Source organism: Saccharothrix sabaoui (assembly GCF_051756985.1).
Taxonomy (GTDB): domain Bacteria; phylum Actinomycetota; class Actinomycetes; order Mycobacteriales; family Pseudonocardiaceae; genus Actinosynnema.
Window position 1 is genome coordinate 1 of sequence record NZ_JBPKJK010000018.1, and the last position, 15868, is coordinate 15868.

General features: G+C 72.4%; 12 protein-coding genes and 1 pseudogene. 1 reads left to right on the top strand and 12 read right to left on the bottom strand.

Going from position 1 to position 15868, the window contains the following annotated elements; all coding sequences use genetic code 11:
- From ACR807_RS08160 to ACR807_RS08205, 10 genes and pseudogenes are all read right to left on the bottom strand, one after another.
- Positions 1-2235: pseudogene (locus ACR807_RS08160) on the bottom strand (hypothetical protein); the annotation flags it as partial.
- Positions 2236-2313: 78 nt separating this feature from the next.
- Positions 2314-3720: a hypothetical protein gene (locus tag ACR807_RS08165; RefSeq protein WP_438920596.1), complete on the bottom strand. Its 1407-nt coding sequence runs from the start codon at positions 3718-3720 to the stop codon at positions 2314-2316.
- A gap of 416 nt (positions 3721-4136) precedes the next feature.
- The gene (locus ACR807_RS08170) at positions 4137-5057 is read right to left on the bottom strand and encodes an aminoglycoside phosphotransferase/kinase family protein (protein ID WP_438920597.1); all 921 of its coding nucleotides are present in this window, start codon (positions 5055-5057) and stop codon (positions 4137-4139) included.
- Positions 5058-5112: 55 nt separating this feature from the next.
- Complete coding sequence (locus ACR807_RS08175; protein WP_438920598.1) at positions 5113-5928, bottom strand: hypothetical protein; 816 nt, start codon at positions 5926-5928, stop codon at positions 5113-5115.
- 9 nt (positions 5929-5937) lie between these two features.
- On the bottom strand, positions 5938-6780 hold the full coding sequence (locus tag ACR807_RS08180) for a hypothetical protein (RefSeq protein WP_438920599.1): 843 nt from the start codon (positions 6778-6780) through the stop codon (positions 5938-5940).
- Positions 6781-6789: 9 nt separating this feature from the next.
- Complete coding sequence (locus tag ACR807_RS08185; RefSeq protein ID WP_438920600.1) at positions 6790-7632, bottom strand: hypothetical protein; 843 nt, start codon at positions 7630-7632, stop codon at positions 6790-6792.
- A 17-nt stretch (positions 7633-7649) separates the two neighbouring features.
- Complete coding sequence (locus ACR807_RS08190; protein WP_438920601.1) at positions 7650-8480, bottom strand: hypothetical protein; 831 nt, start codon at positions 8478-8480, stop codon at positions 7650-7652.
- On the bottom strand, positions 8480-9610 hold the full coding sequence (locus ACR807_RS08195) for a WXG100 family type VII secretion target (RefSeq protein ID WP_438920602.1): 1131 nt from the start codon (positions 9608-9610) through the stop codon (positions 8480-8482). Before ACR807_RS08195 ends, ACR807_RS08190 begins: the two co-directional genes overlap by 1 nt.
- Before the next feature lie 18 nt (positions 9611-9628).
- A complete protein-coding gene (locus tag ACR807_RS08200) occupies positions 9629-9952 on the bottom strand; it encodes a WXG100 family type VII secretion target (protein ID WP_438920603.1) in 324 nt (107 codons plus the stop codon).
- Positions 9953-9989: 37 nt separating this feature from the next.
- The gene (locus ACR807_RS08205) at positions 9990-10697 is read right to left on the bottom strand and encodes a YbaB/EbfC family nucleoid-associated protein (protein ID WP_438920604.1); all 708 of its coding nucleotides are present in this window, start codon (positions 10695-10697) and stop codon (positions 9990-9992) included.
- 251 nt (positions 10698-10948) lie between these two features.
- Between ACR807_RS08205 and ACR807_RS08210 the strand changes: the two genes are divergently transcribed.
- A complete protein-coding gene (locus tag ACR807_RS08210; protein WP_438920605.1) occupies positions 10949-13435 on the top strand; it encodes a M14 family zinc carboxypeptidase in 2487 nt (828 codons plus the stop codon).
- 60 nt (positions 13436-13495) lie between these two features.
- On the opposite strand, the gene ACR807_RS08215 is transcribed toward ACR807_RS08210, so the two are convergent.
- Positions 13496-14503, bottom strand: a complete 1008-nt coding sequence (locus ACR807_RS08215; RefSeq protein WP_438920606.1) for an alpha/beta hydrolase — start codon at positions 14501-14503, stop codon at positions 13496-13498.
- A gap of 6 nt (positions 14504-14509) precedes the next feature.
- On the bottom strand, positions 14510-15844 hold the full coding sequence (locus tag ACR807_RS08220) for a cytochrome P450 (RefSeq protein ID WP_438920607.1): 1335 nt from the start codon (positions 15842-15844) through the stop codon (positions 14510-14512).
- Positions 15845-15868 lie beyond the last annotated feature (24 nt).

A 15868-nucleotide genomic window follows, 5' to 3' on the forward strand; every position in this document is an offset into this window, starting at 1 on the left:
CCCGGTGACGGCGTCGATCGCGAACACCCGCTCGACGCGGGGGTTCGCCTGGAGCGTCGGGAAGTCCGCCAGCGCGACCGGGCCGCCGTCGGCGCGGTTGGGGCCGACCACGAGGTACACGTCACCGCTCGCGCTGCGGGCCGGGCTGGCCGCGACGGTGTCCGAGGTGTCCCGCGCCTCCCGGTCCGGCCGGCCGGGCTCGTCGCGCACGTCCAGGTTGGTCATGAACTCGGCGAGGTCCATGAGCGAGTGCCGCCGGCCCTGGGCGTCGATGGTGTCGCCGGCCCAGAAGAAGGACCCCTCGCCCCTGGTGGCGAGGATGTCGCGGATCTTCTCCTGCCAGCGCTCGCCCTCCTCGGTAGGGAGGTCGCGCAGGTCGAGGCAGGGCTCGCCGTCCACCGAGGTGACGGGGAACCCGTGCAGCTCCCGCTCCGACCGCCCCTCGTGCCCACCCGCGCCGCCGCCACCACCCGCGCCGCTGCCGCTGCCGTCTTCGTGCTCGCCGTCGCCGCGCTCCCGGCCTTCACGACCCTCGCGGCCTTCACGGTCGCGACCGTCCTGGTCACGTCCCTCGCGGTCACGACCCCCGTGCTCACGGTCGTGCTGGTCGCGGTCGCCGCGCCCACCCTGCTCCCCGGGCGACTGCTCGCCCGGACGGGGACCAGGGTTGTCCGAGCCACCGGTCGAGCCGCTGCCGGTGCCGCTGCCGCTGCCGAGGTCGGGAATTGTGGGCTGTGTGAACAAGTCCTTCGGCACCACGGGGATGGGCGGCGTCGGAGGCGGCGTCATGCCGCCGGCCGGCGAAGTCCCACCACCGCCCGAACCTGCGGAGCCGCCACCGATCGAGCCGCTGCCGCTGCCGAGGTCGGGGATCGTGGGTTGTGTGAACAAGTCCTTCGGCACCTCCGGAATCGGAGGCGTCGGAGGGGGCATCATGCCGCCTGCCGGTGAGGTCGTACTACCGCCCAACGGGCCGGAGCCGCCGCCGGTCGAGCCCGAGCCGCCGCCAGTCGAGGCCGAACCGCCGCCGGTGCCGAGGTCGGGGATTGTGGGCTGTGTGAACAATTCCTTCGGGACTTCGGGGATCGGAGGCGTCGGCGGTGGCGTCATGCCGCCTGCCGGTGAGGTCGCGCTGCCGCCCAATGGGCCCGAGCCGGAGTTGCCCGTGGCGAGGTCGGGGATCGTGGGCTGTGTGAACAAGTCCTTCGGCACCTCCGGGATGGGAGGCGTCGGCGGCGGTGTGGTGCCTGCCGAGGGGGTGGTGCCGCCGGTCGTGGGGGTGGGCTTGAGGGCGTCCGCCAGGGCCGCGCCGCCACCGCCGCCGGTGTTGCTGCCGCCGTTGCCGGTGGGGACGGCGGGCGGGTCGGGGATTTCCGGGAAGGCGGGGACCGGTGCCGGAGTGGGGGATGTGGCGGTCTGCGCGGGCGTGGCGGCGGTTCGGGCCTCTCCCGCCGTGCTGCCGCCGGGGGTGGTGGGTGTGTTGCCGGGGACGGACGGCTTCGTCGGGGCTGCGGCGGTGGGCGCGCCCGGCGTGTTCGGGATCGTCGGCGTCGGCGTCGGGGGCATCTGACCGGTGGGGAGCGTGGCCGCCTGGCCGGTCGGCGCACCGCCGCCCTGGCCCGTGGGCAGGGTGCCCTGCGCGGTCTGGGCCTCCGGGCCGGTGGACTTCGAGGCGTGCGTGGTGCCGTCCGCGCCCGGGACCTGACCCGTCGGCGAGACCGGCGGGCCTTCGGGAGTCGGGACGCCGCCGCCTCCTCCGGAACCGGCGGGACCGCCGGGCACGTCCTGGACCGGCGTGACCGGCGGGCCCTGGGGAGCCGCGGTGCCGCCGGGGCTGTCGGCGGGCGCGCCCTGCGGCTTCTCGGCGATCTGGGCGGGTTCGAGCTTGGCGAACTGCTCGCCGCCGGCGTGGTCGGCCTGCTGCTGGGTCTGCGCGGTGGCCCTCAGGCCCTCGCCGATGAGGCCCAGCGCCGAGGCGGCCCTGCCCGTCAGCTCGATCGACCTGCCGTTGGAGGCGTTGAACGCCTCGACGGCGAACGCCCCGGCGGTGCCGAACGCGTTGCCCGCCAGCGACTGGCCGGACAGCTTCGACGACACCTCTTCATACCCGGTGCGCAGCTGGTCGGCCTGCTGCTGGAGCGCGTCCATGCCGGACTGCTCCATCGTGAAGCCCGACTCGCCGCCAGGGCCGGGAGGGGGCGTGACGATCGTGGTGGGGGACAGGTCGGTGACCATGGCGTTGCCTCCGTGGAACGCAGGGAAGTGGAAGGGCGGGGAGCTTCTCGGCCGGGCGGTCGCGAGGACCGCCTTCGCCTACTCGGTCTCCGCGACCCTGCGGACCGTCGCCTCACGCGCCTCCACGTACTCGGCGGCGCGGTAGTGGGTGACGGGTTCGACGGGGCGCGTCGCCTGCACCATCGGCTGCGCCTCGTGCTGGACGGTGGCCTCCACGGCCTCCACGCGCGTCGCCTGCATCATCGGCTGCGCCTCGCGGTAGACGGGTGCTTCCACTCGGCTCGCCTGGAGCTGTTCGCCCTGCACGGCGTAGCCCCGCATCATCGGCTCCGCCTGGACGGCTTGCACGGCCTGGCGCGCCTGCATCATCGGCTCGGCCTGGACGGCCTGGACGGCCTGGACGGCCTGGACGGCCTGGACGGCCTGGACGGCCTGACGGGCTTGCATCATCGGCTCTGCCTGCACCGCCTGGCGTGCCTGGAGCGGTTCCGCCGCCGTGTAAGCGGTGGGGCGCAGTGCCTCGTACTGCTGGGCGGCGACCACGCGCTGGGCTTCCGCTGGGCGTTCCGCCGCCGTGTAGGCCGTGGGACGCAGTGCTTCGGACTCCTCGACCGCGACCATCCGCTGGGCCTGCACGGGCCGCAGGGCCTGTGCGGTGGCCTGGGGTTCCTCGCCCGCGCTCGCCAACCGCACGGACGCGGTGCGGGCCACCGTCGTGCCCGTCTCCCCGCCCGCGGCGGCCGCGAAGCGCTCCCAGTTCCGGCCGACCTCGTCGGCGATGTCGTCAAGCTGCTTGATGCGGTCGACCTGGCGGGTCAGGGCCGCGTTCAGGTCGTCCATCTTGGCCGCGATGCTCGCGCCGAGCTGGCTCGCGCTGGTCACCACCGAACCCAGGAACACCGCGAGGGACGCGCCGAAGGTGGCCGGGGCGAAGGTGTAGGCGGTGATCGCGCCCGGCACCAGCGAGTCGGAGTACTGGCCGATGCTGTAGAGCAGGGCCTCGCGCAGCGCCTGCACCATCGCGCCGGTGTGCTCGACGACCACGCCCTTCGCGGCGACCGCGCCGGCCACCGAACCCAGCTCCTCGCCGAGGGTGTCCATGCTGCCCTGGTAGGCGTCCGCGGCCTTGCCGGTCCACCCCTGGGGCTTGGCCAGCGTCTCGCGCTGGGTGCCGGCCAGGTCGCGCATCCGCTCGGCGGCGGCGCGGATCGCGTCCGCCGTGGCCCGCACGCCCTGCGGGTCGCCCTGCAACTGGTCGACCGGTTCCCGCAGGAAGGCCACGTAGTCGACCGCCCAGCCGGCGACGCCCCGCAGGGTCGCGAACGGGTCGTCGGCGACCTGGGCACCGGTGGGCATGCCCACCACGGACTGCGGCTCGGCTTCCGCCGCCTTGCCGATCGCCTCGATCCGCTGGTCGACGTCGCCCGGGGCCGCCCTCCTCTTGAGCGCGTGCACGGGAGTCATCGCGGCGGTGCCTGTTGCCATGGAGCCGGACCTTCCTCAGAGCGCTGGGTGTCGAGCCGGGACGGGTCTCCGGGGGTGGACGCCTGACCCGGGGAGTCAAGTGATCGTCGCCAACGCCGCGCCAACGCCGATCCAACGACCGGTGACCGACGACCGGCTCGCGTCGCGGGTCAGCCGGTCAGGAGCGCGGACCGGGGAAGGTGACCCCGGTCAGGTCCTCGGAGACCTGCCACAGCCGGCGCGCCACCTCGACGTCCCGCGTCGGGGTGCGCGGCGGTGGCGATCACCGGTGAGCGCGAAGTGCGCCGGGTGGTCGGTCCCGAACTGGAGTTCGAAATTGTTGATCACCACGTTGACGGGCCCACCGGAGCGGATCGGGATCGTGCTGTTCACGACGTTCCAGGGCATCGCCTCGATCGCAACGGCGGCATCGTCGGTCAGGCGTTCGCCAGGCGGAGGCGTTCGGCGGCCTGCGCGCGGACGGCGTCGCAGGACACCGGGGCGTTGCGGTGCACGGCCTCCCAACGGGCGTTGTGCGCGGCGAGCCAGAGACCGGCCGCCCACGCGACCTCCTGCTCCTCGGCGCTGAACCGGCGCCCGCGGAAGTCCTGGTAGGCGGCCAGGAACGCGGCGGAGCTGTCGACCGGGGCCAGGGTCGGCGGCGAGGCGCCGGCGAACGTCCCGGCCGCCGCGCCCACCAGGGCCGCCTCCGGCTGCCACGCCAGGCTGTCCCAGTCGTGCACGGCCCACACCTCACCGCCGCGCCGGCGGAGGTTCTGCGCCTCGAAGTCGGCGTGCCCCAGCACGCACGGCAGGTCGGCGGCCCGCAACCGCGCGCGGACCCGGGCGGCGGTGTCGACGACGTACCCGGGCACGGCGTCCTGGTCCCGTTCGTCCAGCTCGCGGATCGCGGGCCACAGGTCAGGCCCGGTGTGGTCCCACCGCACCCAGCGCGGGTTCGGCAGCGGCGGCGGGACGGTCACGTCGGCCAGCCCGCCCACCAGCCGGGCGAACACCTCCGCGCAGCGGGCCGCGACGTCCGGCGAGTCACCGCGCAGCAGGTCGCCGCCGGGCCGGAACTCCTCGGCGTGCACGGCCAACGCGCCCACGCGCACCGCCGGTGTGAGCGGCCGGGGGCACGGGAAGCCCCGTTCCGCCAACCGCGCCTGCGCGGCGACGCACGACGCGGCCCGACCACCGTCCTCCCGCGCCTTCACCACGACCTCGTGCCCGCCTGCCAGCCGCAGCCCGAACACCGCCGACATCTGCCGCAGCTCGAACAGCACAGCGACCGGCTCGTTCCCCAACCGGTCGGCGCACCAGCCCGGCAGCCAGGGTGGGAGGTCGTCCAAGGGCACCGTGAGGACTCTGCCAGGACGAGTCGGGCCGGGCCTCCGGGCGGATCGGGTGGCCTCAGGCCATGACGGGCGGGTGTGCCGGTTTCGCGCCCAGTCGTTCGAGGAGGCCGATGATCATGTCGACCTTGGCGGTGATGGTGTCCGGGTCGATGCGCTTGGCCGATGTGGCGTAGGCGAAGCCGGCTTCGAAGGTCAGCAGGATGGGCATCGGACCTTGGAAGGGGCTGAGGCCGGCTTCGTCGACCAGCCATTCGGCGACTTCGGGTGTGAAGGCGCGGGACGCGGCGGCCGGGTCTGTGGAGAACACGGTGAACTCGTGGTTCGCCGGTTCCGGCAGCCTGACCGGCAGCCAGTCCAGTTGGTCACGCGCGACTGTCGATGGTGCTTCGCCGGCCGGTCCGGTGGCCTGGGCTTGGGCGGGGGTGAGCGGTCGGCCGCCAAAGCCGACGTGGAGTCGTCGGCAGATCTTCATCGCCGGCAGGAGCGAGGTCGCCACCTCGATCCGGTGTTCGTAGATGATGGTGCTGCTGGCGGTGACCACGTGTTTTTCGATGGATGCTTCGCTGACGCGTACGGACCAGTCGCCTCGTTGGAAGTCGAGTGCGGTTTCGAAGCGGGCGCGTCGCACGGTGCCCATCAGGTTGATCAGGCCGCCGGTCTCGCTCTCCATCGGCCGCCGGAGTTCGGTCGTCCAGGCGCGAGCCCGGTCCCGACCGACCACCGTTCCGCCGAGGGTCGTTGCGAGTGCGGCCAGTGCGTCGGCGTGCTCCCGTTGCTTTCGGCGGTTCCGACGCCAACCCCACCAGTAGATGAGGGCGAACAGGGCCAGGAGGGTCGCGATGAGCAGTGTGACGCGCGCGGCGAAGTCCATCAGGTGTCCCTAGGTCTGCTGCTTCGACCGGTCGTCGCCGTAGTGCTGGGGTGCGTGGGCCGGTTTTACGCCCAGTCGTTCGAGCAGGCCGATGATCGTGTCGACCTTGGCGATGATCGTGTCCGGGTCGATCCGCTCCGCTTCCGTGGCGTAGGCGAAGCCCGACTCGAAAGTCAGCAAGGTGGGCATGGGGCCCTGGAACAGGTCGGGGCCGGCTTCGTCGACCAGCCATTCGGCTACCTGGGGTGTGAAGGCGCGGGACACGGCGGCCGGGTCCGTGGAGAACACGGTGAACTCGTGGTTCATCGGCTCCGGCAGCCTGACCGGGAACCAGTCCAGTTGGTCGCGAACGGCCGTCGCCGGTGGTTCGCCGGCGGGTCCGGCGGCCTGGGCTTGGGCGGGGGTGAGCGGTCGGCCGCCAAAGCCGACGTGGAGTCGTCGGCAGATCTTCATCGCCGGCAGGAGCGAGGTCGCCACCTCGATCCGGTGTTCGTAGATGATGGTGCTGCTGGCGGTGACCACGTGTTTTTCGATGGATGCTTCGCTGACGCGTACGGACCAGTCGCCTCGTTGGAAGTCGAGTGCGGTTTCGAAGCGGGCGCGTCGCACGGTGCCCATCAGGTTGATCAGGCCGCCGGTCTCGCTCTCCATCGGCCGCCGGAGTTCGGTCGTCCAGGCGCGAGCCCGGTCCCGACCGACCACCGTTCCGCCGAGGGTCGTTGCGAGTGCGGCCAGTGCGTCGGCGTGCTCCCGTTGCTTTCGGCGGTTCCGACGCCAACCCCACCAGTAGATGAGGGCGAACAGGGCCAGGAGGGTCGCGATGAGCAGTGTGACGCGCGCGGCGAAGTCCATCAGGTGTCCCTAGGTCTGCTGCTTCGACCGGTCGTCGCCGTAGTGCTGGGGTGCGTGGGCCGGTTTTACGCCCAGTCGTTCGAGCAGGCCGATGATCGTGTCGACCTTGGCGATGATCGTGTCCGGGTCGATCCGCTCCGCTTCCGTGGCGTAGGCGAAGCCCGACTCGAAAGTCAGCAAGGTGGGCATGGGGCCCTGGAACAGGTCGGGGCCGGCTTCGTCGACCAGCCATTCGGCTACCTGGGGTGTGAAGGCGCGGGACACGGCGGCCGGGTCCGTGGAGAACACGGTGAACTCGTGGTTCATCGGCTCCGGCAGCCTGACCGGGAACCAGTCCAGTTGGTCGCGAACGGCCGTCGCCGGTGGTTCGCCGGCGGGTCCGGCGGCCTGGGCTTGGGCGGGGGTGAGCGGTCGGCCGCCAAAGCCGACGTGGAGTCGTCGGCAGATCTTCATCGCCGGCAGGAGCGAGGTCGCCACCTCGATCCGGTGTTCGTAGATGATGGTGCTGCTGGCGGTGACCACGTGTTTTTCGATGGATGCTTCGCTGACGCGTACGGACCAGTCGCCTCGTTGGAAGTCGAGTGCGGTTTCGAAGCGGGCGCGTCGCACGGTGCCCATCAGGTTGATCAGGCCGCCGGTCTCGCTCTCCATCGGCCGCCGGAGTTCGGTCGTCCAGGCGCGAGCCCGGTCCCGACCGACCACCGTTCCGCCGAGGGTCGTTGCGAGTGCGGCCAGTGCGTCGGCGTGCTCCCGTTGCTTTCGGCGGTTCCGACGCCAACCCCACCAGTAGATGAGGGCGAACAGGATCAGAAGGATCGCGATGAGCAGTGTGACGCGTGCGGCGAAGTCCATCAGGTGTCCCAGGTCGGTTACTTCGACCGGTCGTCGCCGTAGTGCTGGGGCGGGTGGGCCGGTTTCGCGCCCATCCGTTCCAGCAGACCGATGATCATGTCGACCTTGGCGGTGATGGTGTCCGGGTCGATGCGCTTGGCCGACGTGGCGTAGGCGAAACCGGCCTCGAAGGTCAGCAGGATGGGCATGGGGCCCTCGAAAGGGCTGAGGCCGGCTTCGTCGACCAGCCATTCGGCTACCTGGGGTGTGAAGGCGCGGGACACGGCGGCCGGGTCCGTGGAGAACACGGTGAACTCGTGGTTCGCCGGTTCCGGCAGCCTGACCTGCGACCAGTCCAGTTGGTCGCGCACGACCGTAACCGGTGGTTCGCCGGCCGGTCCGGCGGCTTGGGCCTGGGCGGGGCTGAGTGGTCGGCCGCCGAAGCCGACGTGGAGTCGTCGGCAGATCTTCATCGCCGGCAGGAGCGAGGTCGCCACCTCGACCCGGTGCTCGTAGAACGTGTTGGAGCTGTCCGAGGTGGCCTTCTCCATCGACGCCTCGCTCACGCGCACGGACCAGCCACCCCGCTGGAAGTCCAGCGCCGTTTCGAAGCGGGGCCGCCGGACCGTGCCCAACCAACCGATGAAGCCCTCGGTGTCCGACTGCATCGGCGGCAGCAGTTCGGCCGACCACGGGCGGGCTTCGTCGGGACCGACCACCCTCCCGCCGAGGGTGGTCGCGAGCGCGGTCAGTGCGTCGGCGTGCTCCCGCTGCTCCTTGCGGTTGCTGCGCCAACGCCACCAGAACACGAGGCCGAGCAGTCCGAGGATGATCGCGATGAGCGGTGCGAGATCGAGGACGTATTCCATCAGATGTCCAGGTACCCCTCGGTCTGCTGCTTCGACTGGTCGGTGCCCGTGTCGTCGTAGTCGGCGGCCTTCTGGCCGGAACCGTAGTTCCGGATCGGCTTGTCGATCCCGGCGTTGGTGCCCCTGCCGACCCCCAGCTGTGAAGCCGCCGCGTCGGTGACCGCACCCACCATGGACTTGCCGAACCCGTCCTGCATCCGCTCGCCGAGCATGCCGTCCTTGCCCCAGATCTTCACCATCGGCGAGTTGCTGCCCGGGAGCCTCCCCTCCCGCATGCCGACCGCGACGGCGTGGCTGATCTGCTTGTTGGCCATCGAGCGCTGGAAGGCGGTCTTCACGTTCCCGACCCGCTTGCTCAGGTTCCGCAGGAAGTCGAGGATCTTGGTCAGGAACTGCTTCAGCCTGGCCACGATCCGGGCGACCCGGCTGCCGGTGGCGGCGACCCGCACGCCGGTCGCCGCGCCCGCGGCGGCGGTCGAGGCCCCGAAACTGGGCACGGCCGCCGCCAGCGCGGGTATCCAGATCATGACCAGCCAGGTGATCAGCTCGGTGAGGATCGCCTTGATGAAGTCCTCGACGATCGTCATGATCATGCTGGAGATCTGGAGCACCTGGGCCAGCTCGCCGGCCTGACCGGCGACGCCGTCGATGCCGCTCGCGAACTCGCCGAGCTTCGTGCCGGCCGCCTCCGAAGCGGACCCGCCCCAGCTGGTCACCGAGTTCTGGAGGTCCTCGTCGAACTTCTTGCGCAGCTCGGCCACGCCCTTGGCGATGGCGTCGAAGTTCTCCGCCGCCTGGGCCAGCGCGGGACCGTCACCGCTGACGAAGTGGATCGCGTCCTCCAGCGGCTGCACGACGCTGATCAGGAAGTTCAGCCCTTGTCCGACGAGCCAGCCGATCGGGTCCAGCGCGATACCGAGCGCTGACGTGCCGATCGACCCGATCAGGCCGGTCGCCTCGGAGGCCAGGCCGGTCACCTCCGCGCCGCCGTTCTCCTGGGCCTTGCCCAGCGCCTCCGCGGTCTTGAGGTAGTTGCCGTAGAAGGGGGCGGCCTCCGCCATCTTCTGGCCGGTGTCCTTCTCGCCGACGGTGATCTCGACGCCGCCGGCCGTGGTCTTCACTTCCGCCATGGTGGATTCGTCCCCGCCCTACTGGTTGTCCAGCTCGACCTGGAGGCCGTTCAGCAGCTGCTTGACCGCCTCCTCCTGGTCGTCGTAGTCCTGCGCCGCGCCCGTGAACTTGTCCGAACCGGACTGGAGGCCCTCCTGCATGGCGGTGAACAGGTCATTCAGGTCGTTCAGCATCTCCGTGTAGCTGTCCTTCACGAACAGGCCGACGACGCCCCACGACTTGTTCGACACGTCCGCCTTGGCCACCAGGCCGGCGATCTCGCCGGCGGTGGCGCGGTGGCCGTCGAGCTTGCCGGCGAACGTCCGCAGCTCCTGGGGGCTGACGTCGAAACCGCCGCTCACCGTGCACTCCTCCGCTGGTCGTTGAAATCGGGCACCGTCACCGGTCCTCGTCGTCGTAGAGGTTCAGGAACCGGCCGTCCTGGTCGCGCGCGGGGGGCGGGGGCGGCGCGGAGCGGTCGTCGTCCCGCAGGAAACGGCGCTGCGAGAAGTCGTCCGGCTCCTCGACCGGCGCGGGGCGGCGCGGCGGGGTCGGGCGGGTCGGCGGTGCGGGCGGCACCCGGTGCGGTCCGGGGCCGGCCACGGGCGGGCCGGACGGGCCGGGCGGCGGGCCGAGGGGGCCGGGCGGCGGACCGGGGGGACCGGGCGGCGGGGGAGCCACCGGCGGCGGGCCGGTGGGGGGTTGCTCGGTCATGGCGCGCAGTTCCTGCGGCGTCACGCCGAACAGCTCGGCCTGCGTCTCCAGCACCTGGTCGGTGAGGTGCATGTCGTCGCCGAGCGCGTTCTCCACGATCCCCGCCTGACGGCGCGCGGCCTCGGCGACGGCCTGGCGCAGGGTCGCCATCAGCGCGGCGGCCAGCGCCTGGGGTGGGCGGCGCATCGCGTGGTCGGCCAGCCGGATGTCCTTGATCGCCCCGGACGGGCCCGCCACCACGGTCACCGCGCGGTCCGGCGACGTGGCCACCACCTCCATCGCGGCCAGTTCCCGCTGCATGTCACCGATGCCGGCCACCTGCTGGTCGACCCGGTGCAGCTTGGCCTGGAACTGCTCGAACTGGGCGACGAGCTGGTCGAACTCGGCCGACACGACAAGACCTCCGGGGGGCTTCCGACGTGGCGACGCGCGTGGTCGCCGATGAGCGGCACCCATAGTGGCAAGGCCGCGCCCTCTTCCGTGCCCGAATGGGCAGAAAGAGACGAACGCCGCTCGTAAGCGTGAACGGCTCGTCAGCGCGAACGGGACCGGCGCGGCGCCGACGCCTACTTCCGGCCGTGGCCGGCGCACCTCCCGTGCCCTAGCGTCGAGCGCCTGGTGGGACGATCGAACGGAGTTCGACTATGAGGTCAAGGCACAGATCCACCGCGGCGGTCGTGCGAGCGGGCGTCGCGGTCGGCGTGGTCGGGCTCGCGTTCGCCGGTGTCGCGGTCCCCGCGGCGTCGGCGCAGGACAGGGAGGTGCGGGCCGACCAGGCGGTGACGAGGGCGTGCCACGCGGCCCTGCTGCCGCCCGGCACGGCCGGGGTGGACCGGCGCGAGGTCACCTCGAACGTCGTCGGCCTGGTCCAGGCGCGCCTGACGCCGGCCGCGGGCCGCGAGGGCGACTGGGACCTCGCCGTGTTCGACCGGGCCACCGGCGCGGTCGTGGCCGCGTCCGCCGCGCTGCGCAGCCGCGAGCTGGCCGAGAGCTTCGTGACCGCCGGGCAGCAGCTCGTCGTGCAGGCGTGCCGGTACGGCGGCCCGGCCCGGACGGCCACCCTGGGCGTGGACTTCCTCGCCCTCACCCCGCAGGGCACGCCGACCGCCGCGGAACGCGCCGAGGTCGTGCGCGTGGAGACGCCGCGCCAGGAGGACAAGGACACCCTGCTCGGCCTCGACCTGGACCTCACCGAGAAGGGCGACGCCACCGGCGTCGAGGTCGTGCTCGCCGGGGACGCGGACCGCGAGACCCTGCGCGCCAGCGGCCTGGCCCACACCACGGTGGACCCCGACCTGTCCAGGACCTCGCGCGACGCCGCCGCGCAGGACCGGGCGTACGCCTCCCGGGGCCGCGCGTCGGGCCTGCCCTCCGGCCGCACCTCCTACCGGCACCTCTACGACTACGAGTACGAGCTGAAGGAGCTGGCCCGCGGCAACCCCCGGCTGGTGCGGGCGTTCACGCTGCCCGAGCCGACCGTCGAGGGCCGTGACGTGGTGGCCGTCGAGATCGCCAAGGACGTGGACAACGCCGCCGACGGCAAGCCCGTCAACCTGCTCATGGGCGTGCACCACGCCCGCGAGTGGCCGGCCGGCGAGCACGCGATGGAGTGGGCCCACGAGCTGGTCAACGGCTACCACCGGGACCAGGCGATCCGCTCGCAGGTGGTCAAGACCCGCAACGTCGTCGTGCCGATCGTCAACGCGGACGGCTTCTCCGTCTCCCGCGAGGCCGAGCCGAAGGGCGACTTCACCCGGTTCGACTACGAGATGAAGCGCAAGAACTGCCGCGCGGACGACTCGCCGCCGCAGCTGCGCACGGGCGTCTGCAAGGCCAACCCCGGCGGTGCCGCGCGCGGCACCGACCCGAACCGCAACTACGCCGGCTTCTGGGGCGGCGCGGGCGCGGGCCTCACGTGGAGCAGCGAGACGTTCCGCGGTTCCGCGCCGTTCTCCGAGCCGGAGACCCGCAACGTCCGCGCGCTGGTCTCCTCGCGGGCGGTCACCAACCTGATCACCCTGCACACCTACGGCAACCTGGTGCTGCGCCCGCCGGGCGTGGCCGCGGTGCGCGCCCCGCTGGAGGAGCCGGTCGTCCAGGCGCTGGGTGACCGGATGGCCTCGCGCAACGGCTACGACAGCATCCCGTCGTGGGGCCTGTACGACACGAGCGGCACCACCGAGGACTGGTCGTACTGGGCCACCGGCGGTTTCGGGTTCACCTTCGAGATCAATCCCGGCGGCTTCCACCCGCCGTTCGAGAACGCGGTCGTCGCCGAGTACGTCGGCGCGGCGCCCGCGGCGGGCGCGGGCAAGGGCGGCAACCGGGGCGCGTTCCTGGAGATGCTGGCCAACGCCGCCGACCCGGCCGCGCACTCCACGCTGGTCGGCAGCGCGCCCGCCGGCCACCGGCTGAAGGTGCACAAGACGTTCCGGACGCCGACCTCGCCGGTGCGGCAGCCGGACGGCACCACCGCGCCGCCGATCCAGGTCACCGACACCGTCGAGTCGAACTACGCGTCCACCGGCGGCCGGTTCACCTGGTCGGTCAACCCCTCGACGCGCCCGTACGTGGCCGGTCGCTACGGCCGCGACCCGCAGGCACCGCCGCAGGCCGCGGTCGCGCTGGCGAACCCGCCCGGCGTGCCCGCGGAGAACACCTCGTTCCCCGGCAACCCGGTGGCCGAGAGCATCCCGTTCACCGTCGAGGCGCTGCCCGCGGCGGACAACGGCCGGTTCGACGTGTCGGTGTCGTGGACGTCCACCCGCACCGACTGGGACCTGTTCGTCCTCGACGCCTCGGGCCAGGTGGTCACGCAGTCGGCGCAGGGCGGCACGAACTCCGAGCGCGCCACCCTGCTCGACCCGCCCGCCGGCCGGTACACCGCGGTCCTGGTGAACTACGACCAGGTCGACCCGGCCAACCCGGACGACTGGGCCGCGGGCAAGGTCGAGTTCTCCTCCCCGGTGCCCCCGACCTACGGCGTGCAGGAGGCGTACACCCTCACCTGCACCGACCGCGACGGGCGGCTGGTCGGCCTGACCGACGTCTTCGTCGACCGGGGCCAGACGGTCGACGTGGGCGAGGTCTGCACCGACTCCGCGCGCGGCACCAAGCAGCGGCGGCGCTGACCGGACGGCGCTGACCGCACGGCCCGGTGGCCCCCGCGCGTGCGGGGGCTACCGGGGCGGTCAGCCGATCGCCCTCGTCCACTCGACGACCGCCCGGTGGTAGTCCGGGGCGTTCGCGGAGAAGTTGAGCGAGTGGCCGTAACCGGGCACGACGTGCGTGCGCAGCCGCGCCTCGGGCGCGTAGAACCGCCCCTCCGACGCGCGCAGCGCTTCGGCCGACGAGCAGTCCGCGCCGAGCGGCGGGCCGCAGAAGTTGCCGTCACCGCTCCCCATCACGAGCATGACCGGCACGGTGATCAGCCTCGACAGCGGGACGAGGCTGCCGACCAGGACGGTGTCCACGGTCTCCGTCGGCGTGACGACGTCCTTGGTGGCCTCGTCGAAGGCGATGGCGCCCGGGTCCACCGCGCCCGGCGTGTGGAACGACGAGTAGCGGCTGCCGGCGGTGGTGGTGAGGTAGCCGGGTTCCAGGCCGCGCCAGGCGAACTTCGGGTCCAGCAGGGTCGGGACCAGGGTGGTGAAGACCGGCACCGCGCCCGGCAGGTTGATCCGGTGGGTGAGGCCGGTGATCACCACGCCGTCCACGTCGCGGTACGCGACCGCCACCGTCGTGGCGATCGCCGAGCCGATCGAGTGACCGACGAGCACCACCCGGTCGAACCGCGGCCGCAGCGACCGGACGACCTCGTGCACGGCCTTCGCCTGCGACGACACGGTGACCAGCGCGCTCAGCGGCCTCGAACTGCGCCCGCTGCCGAGCCGGTCGACGGCGACGGTGGCGATGCCGGCCCGGTTCACCGCCTGCCGGTACGACCTGCTGTCCGGGGCGTAGCCGATGTCCCAGTACGCGCCGGTGTACGTGCCGCCGGGCACCAGGACCTGCACCGTCGTCGCGCCGGGCGGTACGCACAGCCTGCCGTGCACCGAGTGCGCCAGCAGGCCGATCCGCACCGGCACCCGCACGTCCTCGCACGTGGTCTGCGCCGCGCCGGCCGTGCCGGGTGCGAGGCCGACCCCGGCGACGAGCAGCAGGACGGTGCCGAACCGGCGGAAACGCGACCAACCCACGGGGGACTACCTCCAACTCGGATCACGGGGGACCGCCGTCATCAACATCCCGCTGGGGTAGGCGGCGGACGTGAACTTGACGCGCACGGGCCTGCCCGGCACGGGGACCAGCCGCCACCGGGCCGCGACGGTGGCGGCGGTGACGAGGATCTCGGCGCGGGCGAACAGGTTCCCGACGCACTGGCGCGAGCCCGCGCCGAACGGGACGAACGCGCCCTTGGGGACGGTCGCGGCGCGCTCGGGCGACCAGCGGTCGGGGTCGAAGCGGTACGGGTCCTCGAAGGACGCCGGGTCGTGGTGCAGGGCGTGCGGGCTGTAGATCACCTCGGCGCCCTCGGGCAGCCGCACGCCGCCCAGCTCGACCGGCACGAGGGTGCGCCGCATCAGGAACCAGACCGGGTACAGGCGCAGCACCTCGTTGACGACCCGGTTGAGGTAGGTGAGCCGGCCGGTGTCGGCGAAGGTGGGTGCGCGCCCGCCCAGCACCTCGTCGACCTCGGCGTGGACGCGGCGCTCGACCTCCGGGTGCCGGCCGAGTTCGTGGAACGTCCAGGCCAGCGCCAGCGCGGTGGTCTCGATGCCGCCGACGAGCAGCGTCATGACCTCGTCGTGCACCTGCTCGTCGGACATGCCCGCGCCGCTGTCCGCGTCCCGGGCCAGGAGCAGCACCGACAGCAGGTCGCCGCGGTCGGTGCCCGCCTCCCGCCACCCGCGCACGACGTCGAGCACGATCGAGCGCAGCCGCCCGGTGGCGGCGTCGAACTCCCGGTTGCCGCGCAGGGGCAGCTTCTCGACGAACGAGGGCGCGACGGCGCGGACCATGCCGTGCTTGAGCACGGTGAAGATGGACCGGCGCACCTCCTCGACCGCGCGCTGCCCCATCTCGGTGGAGAACAGCGCCTCGCCCACCACGGTGACGGCGAGCGCCTGGGTGTCCTCCTCGACCGCGCGCACCTGGCCGGGCCGCCACGCCGCCGTCAGGTCGGCCGCCGCGCGGGCCATGACCTCGGCGTGGCGGACGAGGCGCTCGCCGTGGAACGCGGGCCGCACCATCCGGCGCTGGCGGCGGTGGAAAGCACCGTCGGACGTGGCCAGGCCGTTGCCGAAGATCGGTCGGAACTTGTCGTACAACGCGCCTTTCCGGAACGACGAACCCTTCGAGACCAGCAGTTCGTGAACAAGTCGAGGACTTGTCACGAAATAGGCCGGCGTCGTTCCGAGGTCAATCCGCACGATGTCGCCGCTTTTCCGCAAAGATGCGGTGAACTCATGGCGGCGACGCAACATCGATAAGCTGTGGCCGAGCAGGGGGAGACGGCCCGGGGCCACCGGGACAGGCATGTCCGCTCCTCGCCGAATTCAAGT

What these genes read in the sequence shown, in the direction of transcription:
- ACR807_RS08165 (WP_438920596.1), bottom strand. Translation starts at nt 3,720, where the DNA reads ATGGCAACAGGCACCGCCGCGATGACTCCCGTGCACGCGCTCAAGAGG.
- ACR807_RS08175 (WP_438920598.1), bottom strand. Translation starts at nt 5,928, where the DNA reads ATGGACTTCGCCGCGCGCGTCACACTGCTCATCGCGACCCTCCTGGCC.
- ACR807_RS08180 (WP_438920599.1), bottom strand. Translation starts at nt 6,780, where the DNA reads ATGGACTTCGCCGCGCGCGTCACACTGCTCATCGCGACCCTCCTGGCC.
- ACR807_RS08185 (WP_438920600.1), bottom strand. Translation starts at nt 7,632, where the DNA reads ATGGACTTCGCCGCACGCGTCACACTGCTCATCGCGATCCTTCTGATC.
- ACR807_RS08190 (WP_438920601.1), bottom strand. Translation starts at nt 8,480, where the DNA reads ATGGAATACGTCCTCGATCTCGCACCGCTCATCGCGATCATCCTCGGA.
- ACR807_RS08195 (WP_438920602.1), bottom strand. Translation starts at nt 9,610, where the DNA reads ATGGCGGAAGTGAAGACCACGGCCGGCGGCGTCGAGATCACCGTCGGC.
- ACR807_RS08210 (WP_438920605.1), top strand. Translation starts at nt 10,949, where the DNA reads ATGAGGTCAAGGCACAGATCCACCGCGGCGGTCGTGCGAGCGGGCGTC.
- ACR807_RS08220 (WP_438920607.1), bottom strand. Translation starts at nt 15,844, where the DNA reads ATGCCTGTCCCGGTGGCCCCGGGCCGTCTCCCCCTGCTCGGCCACAGC.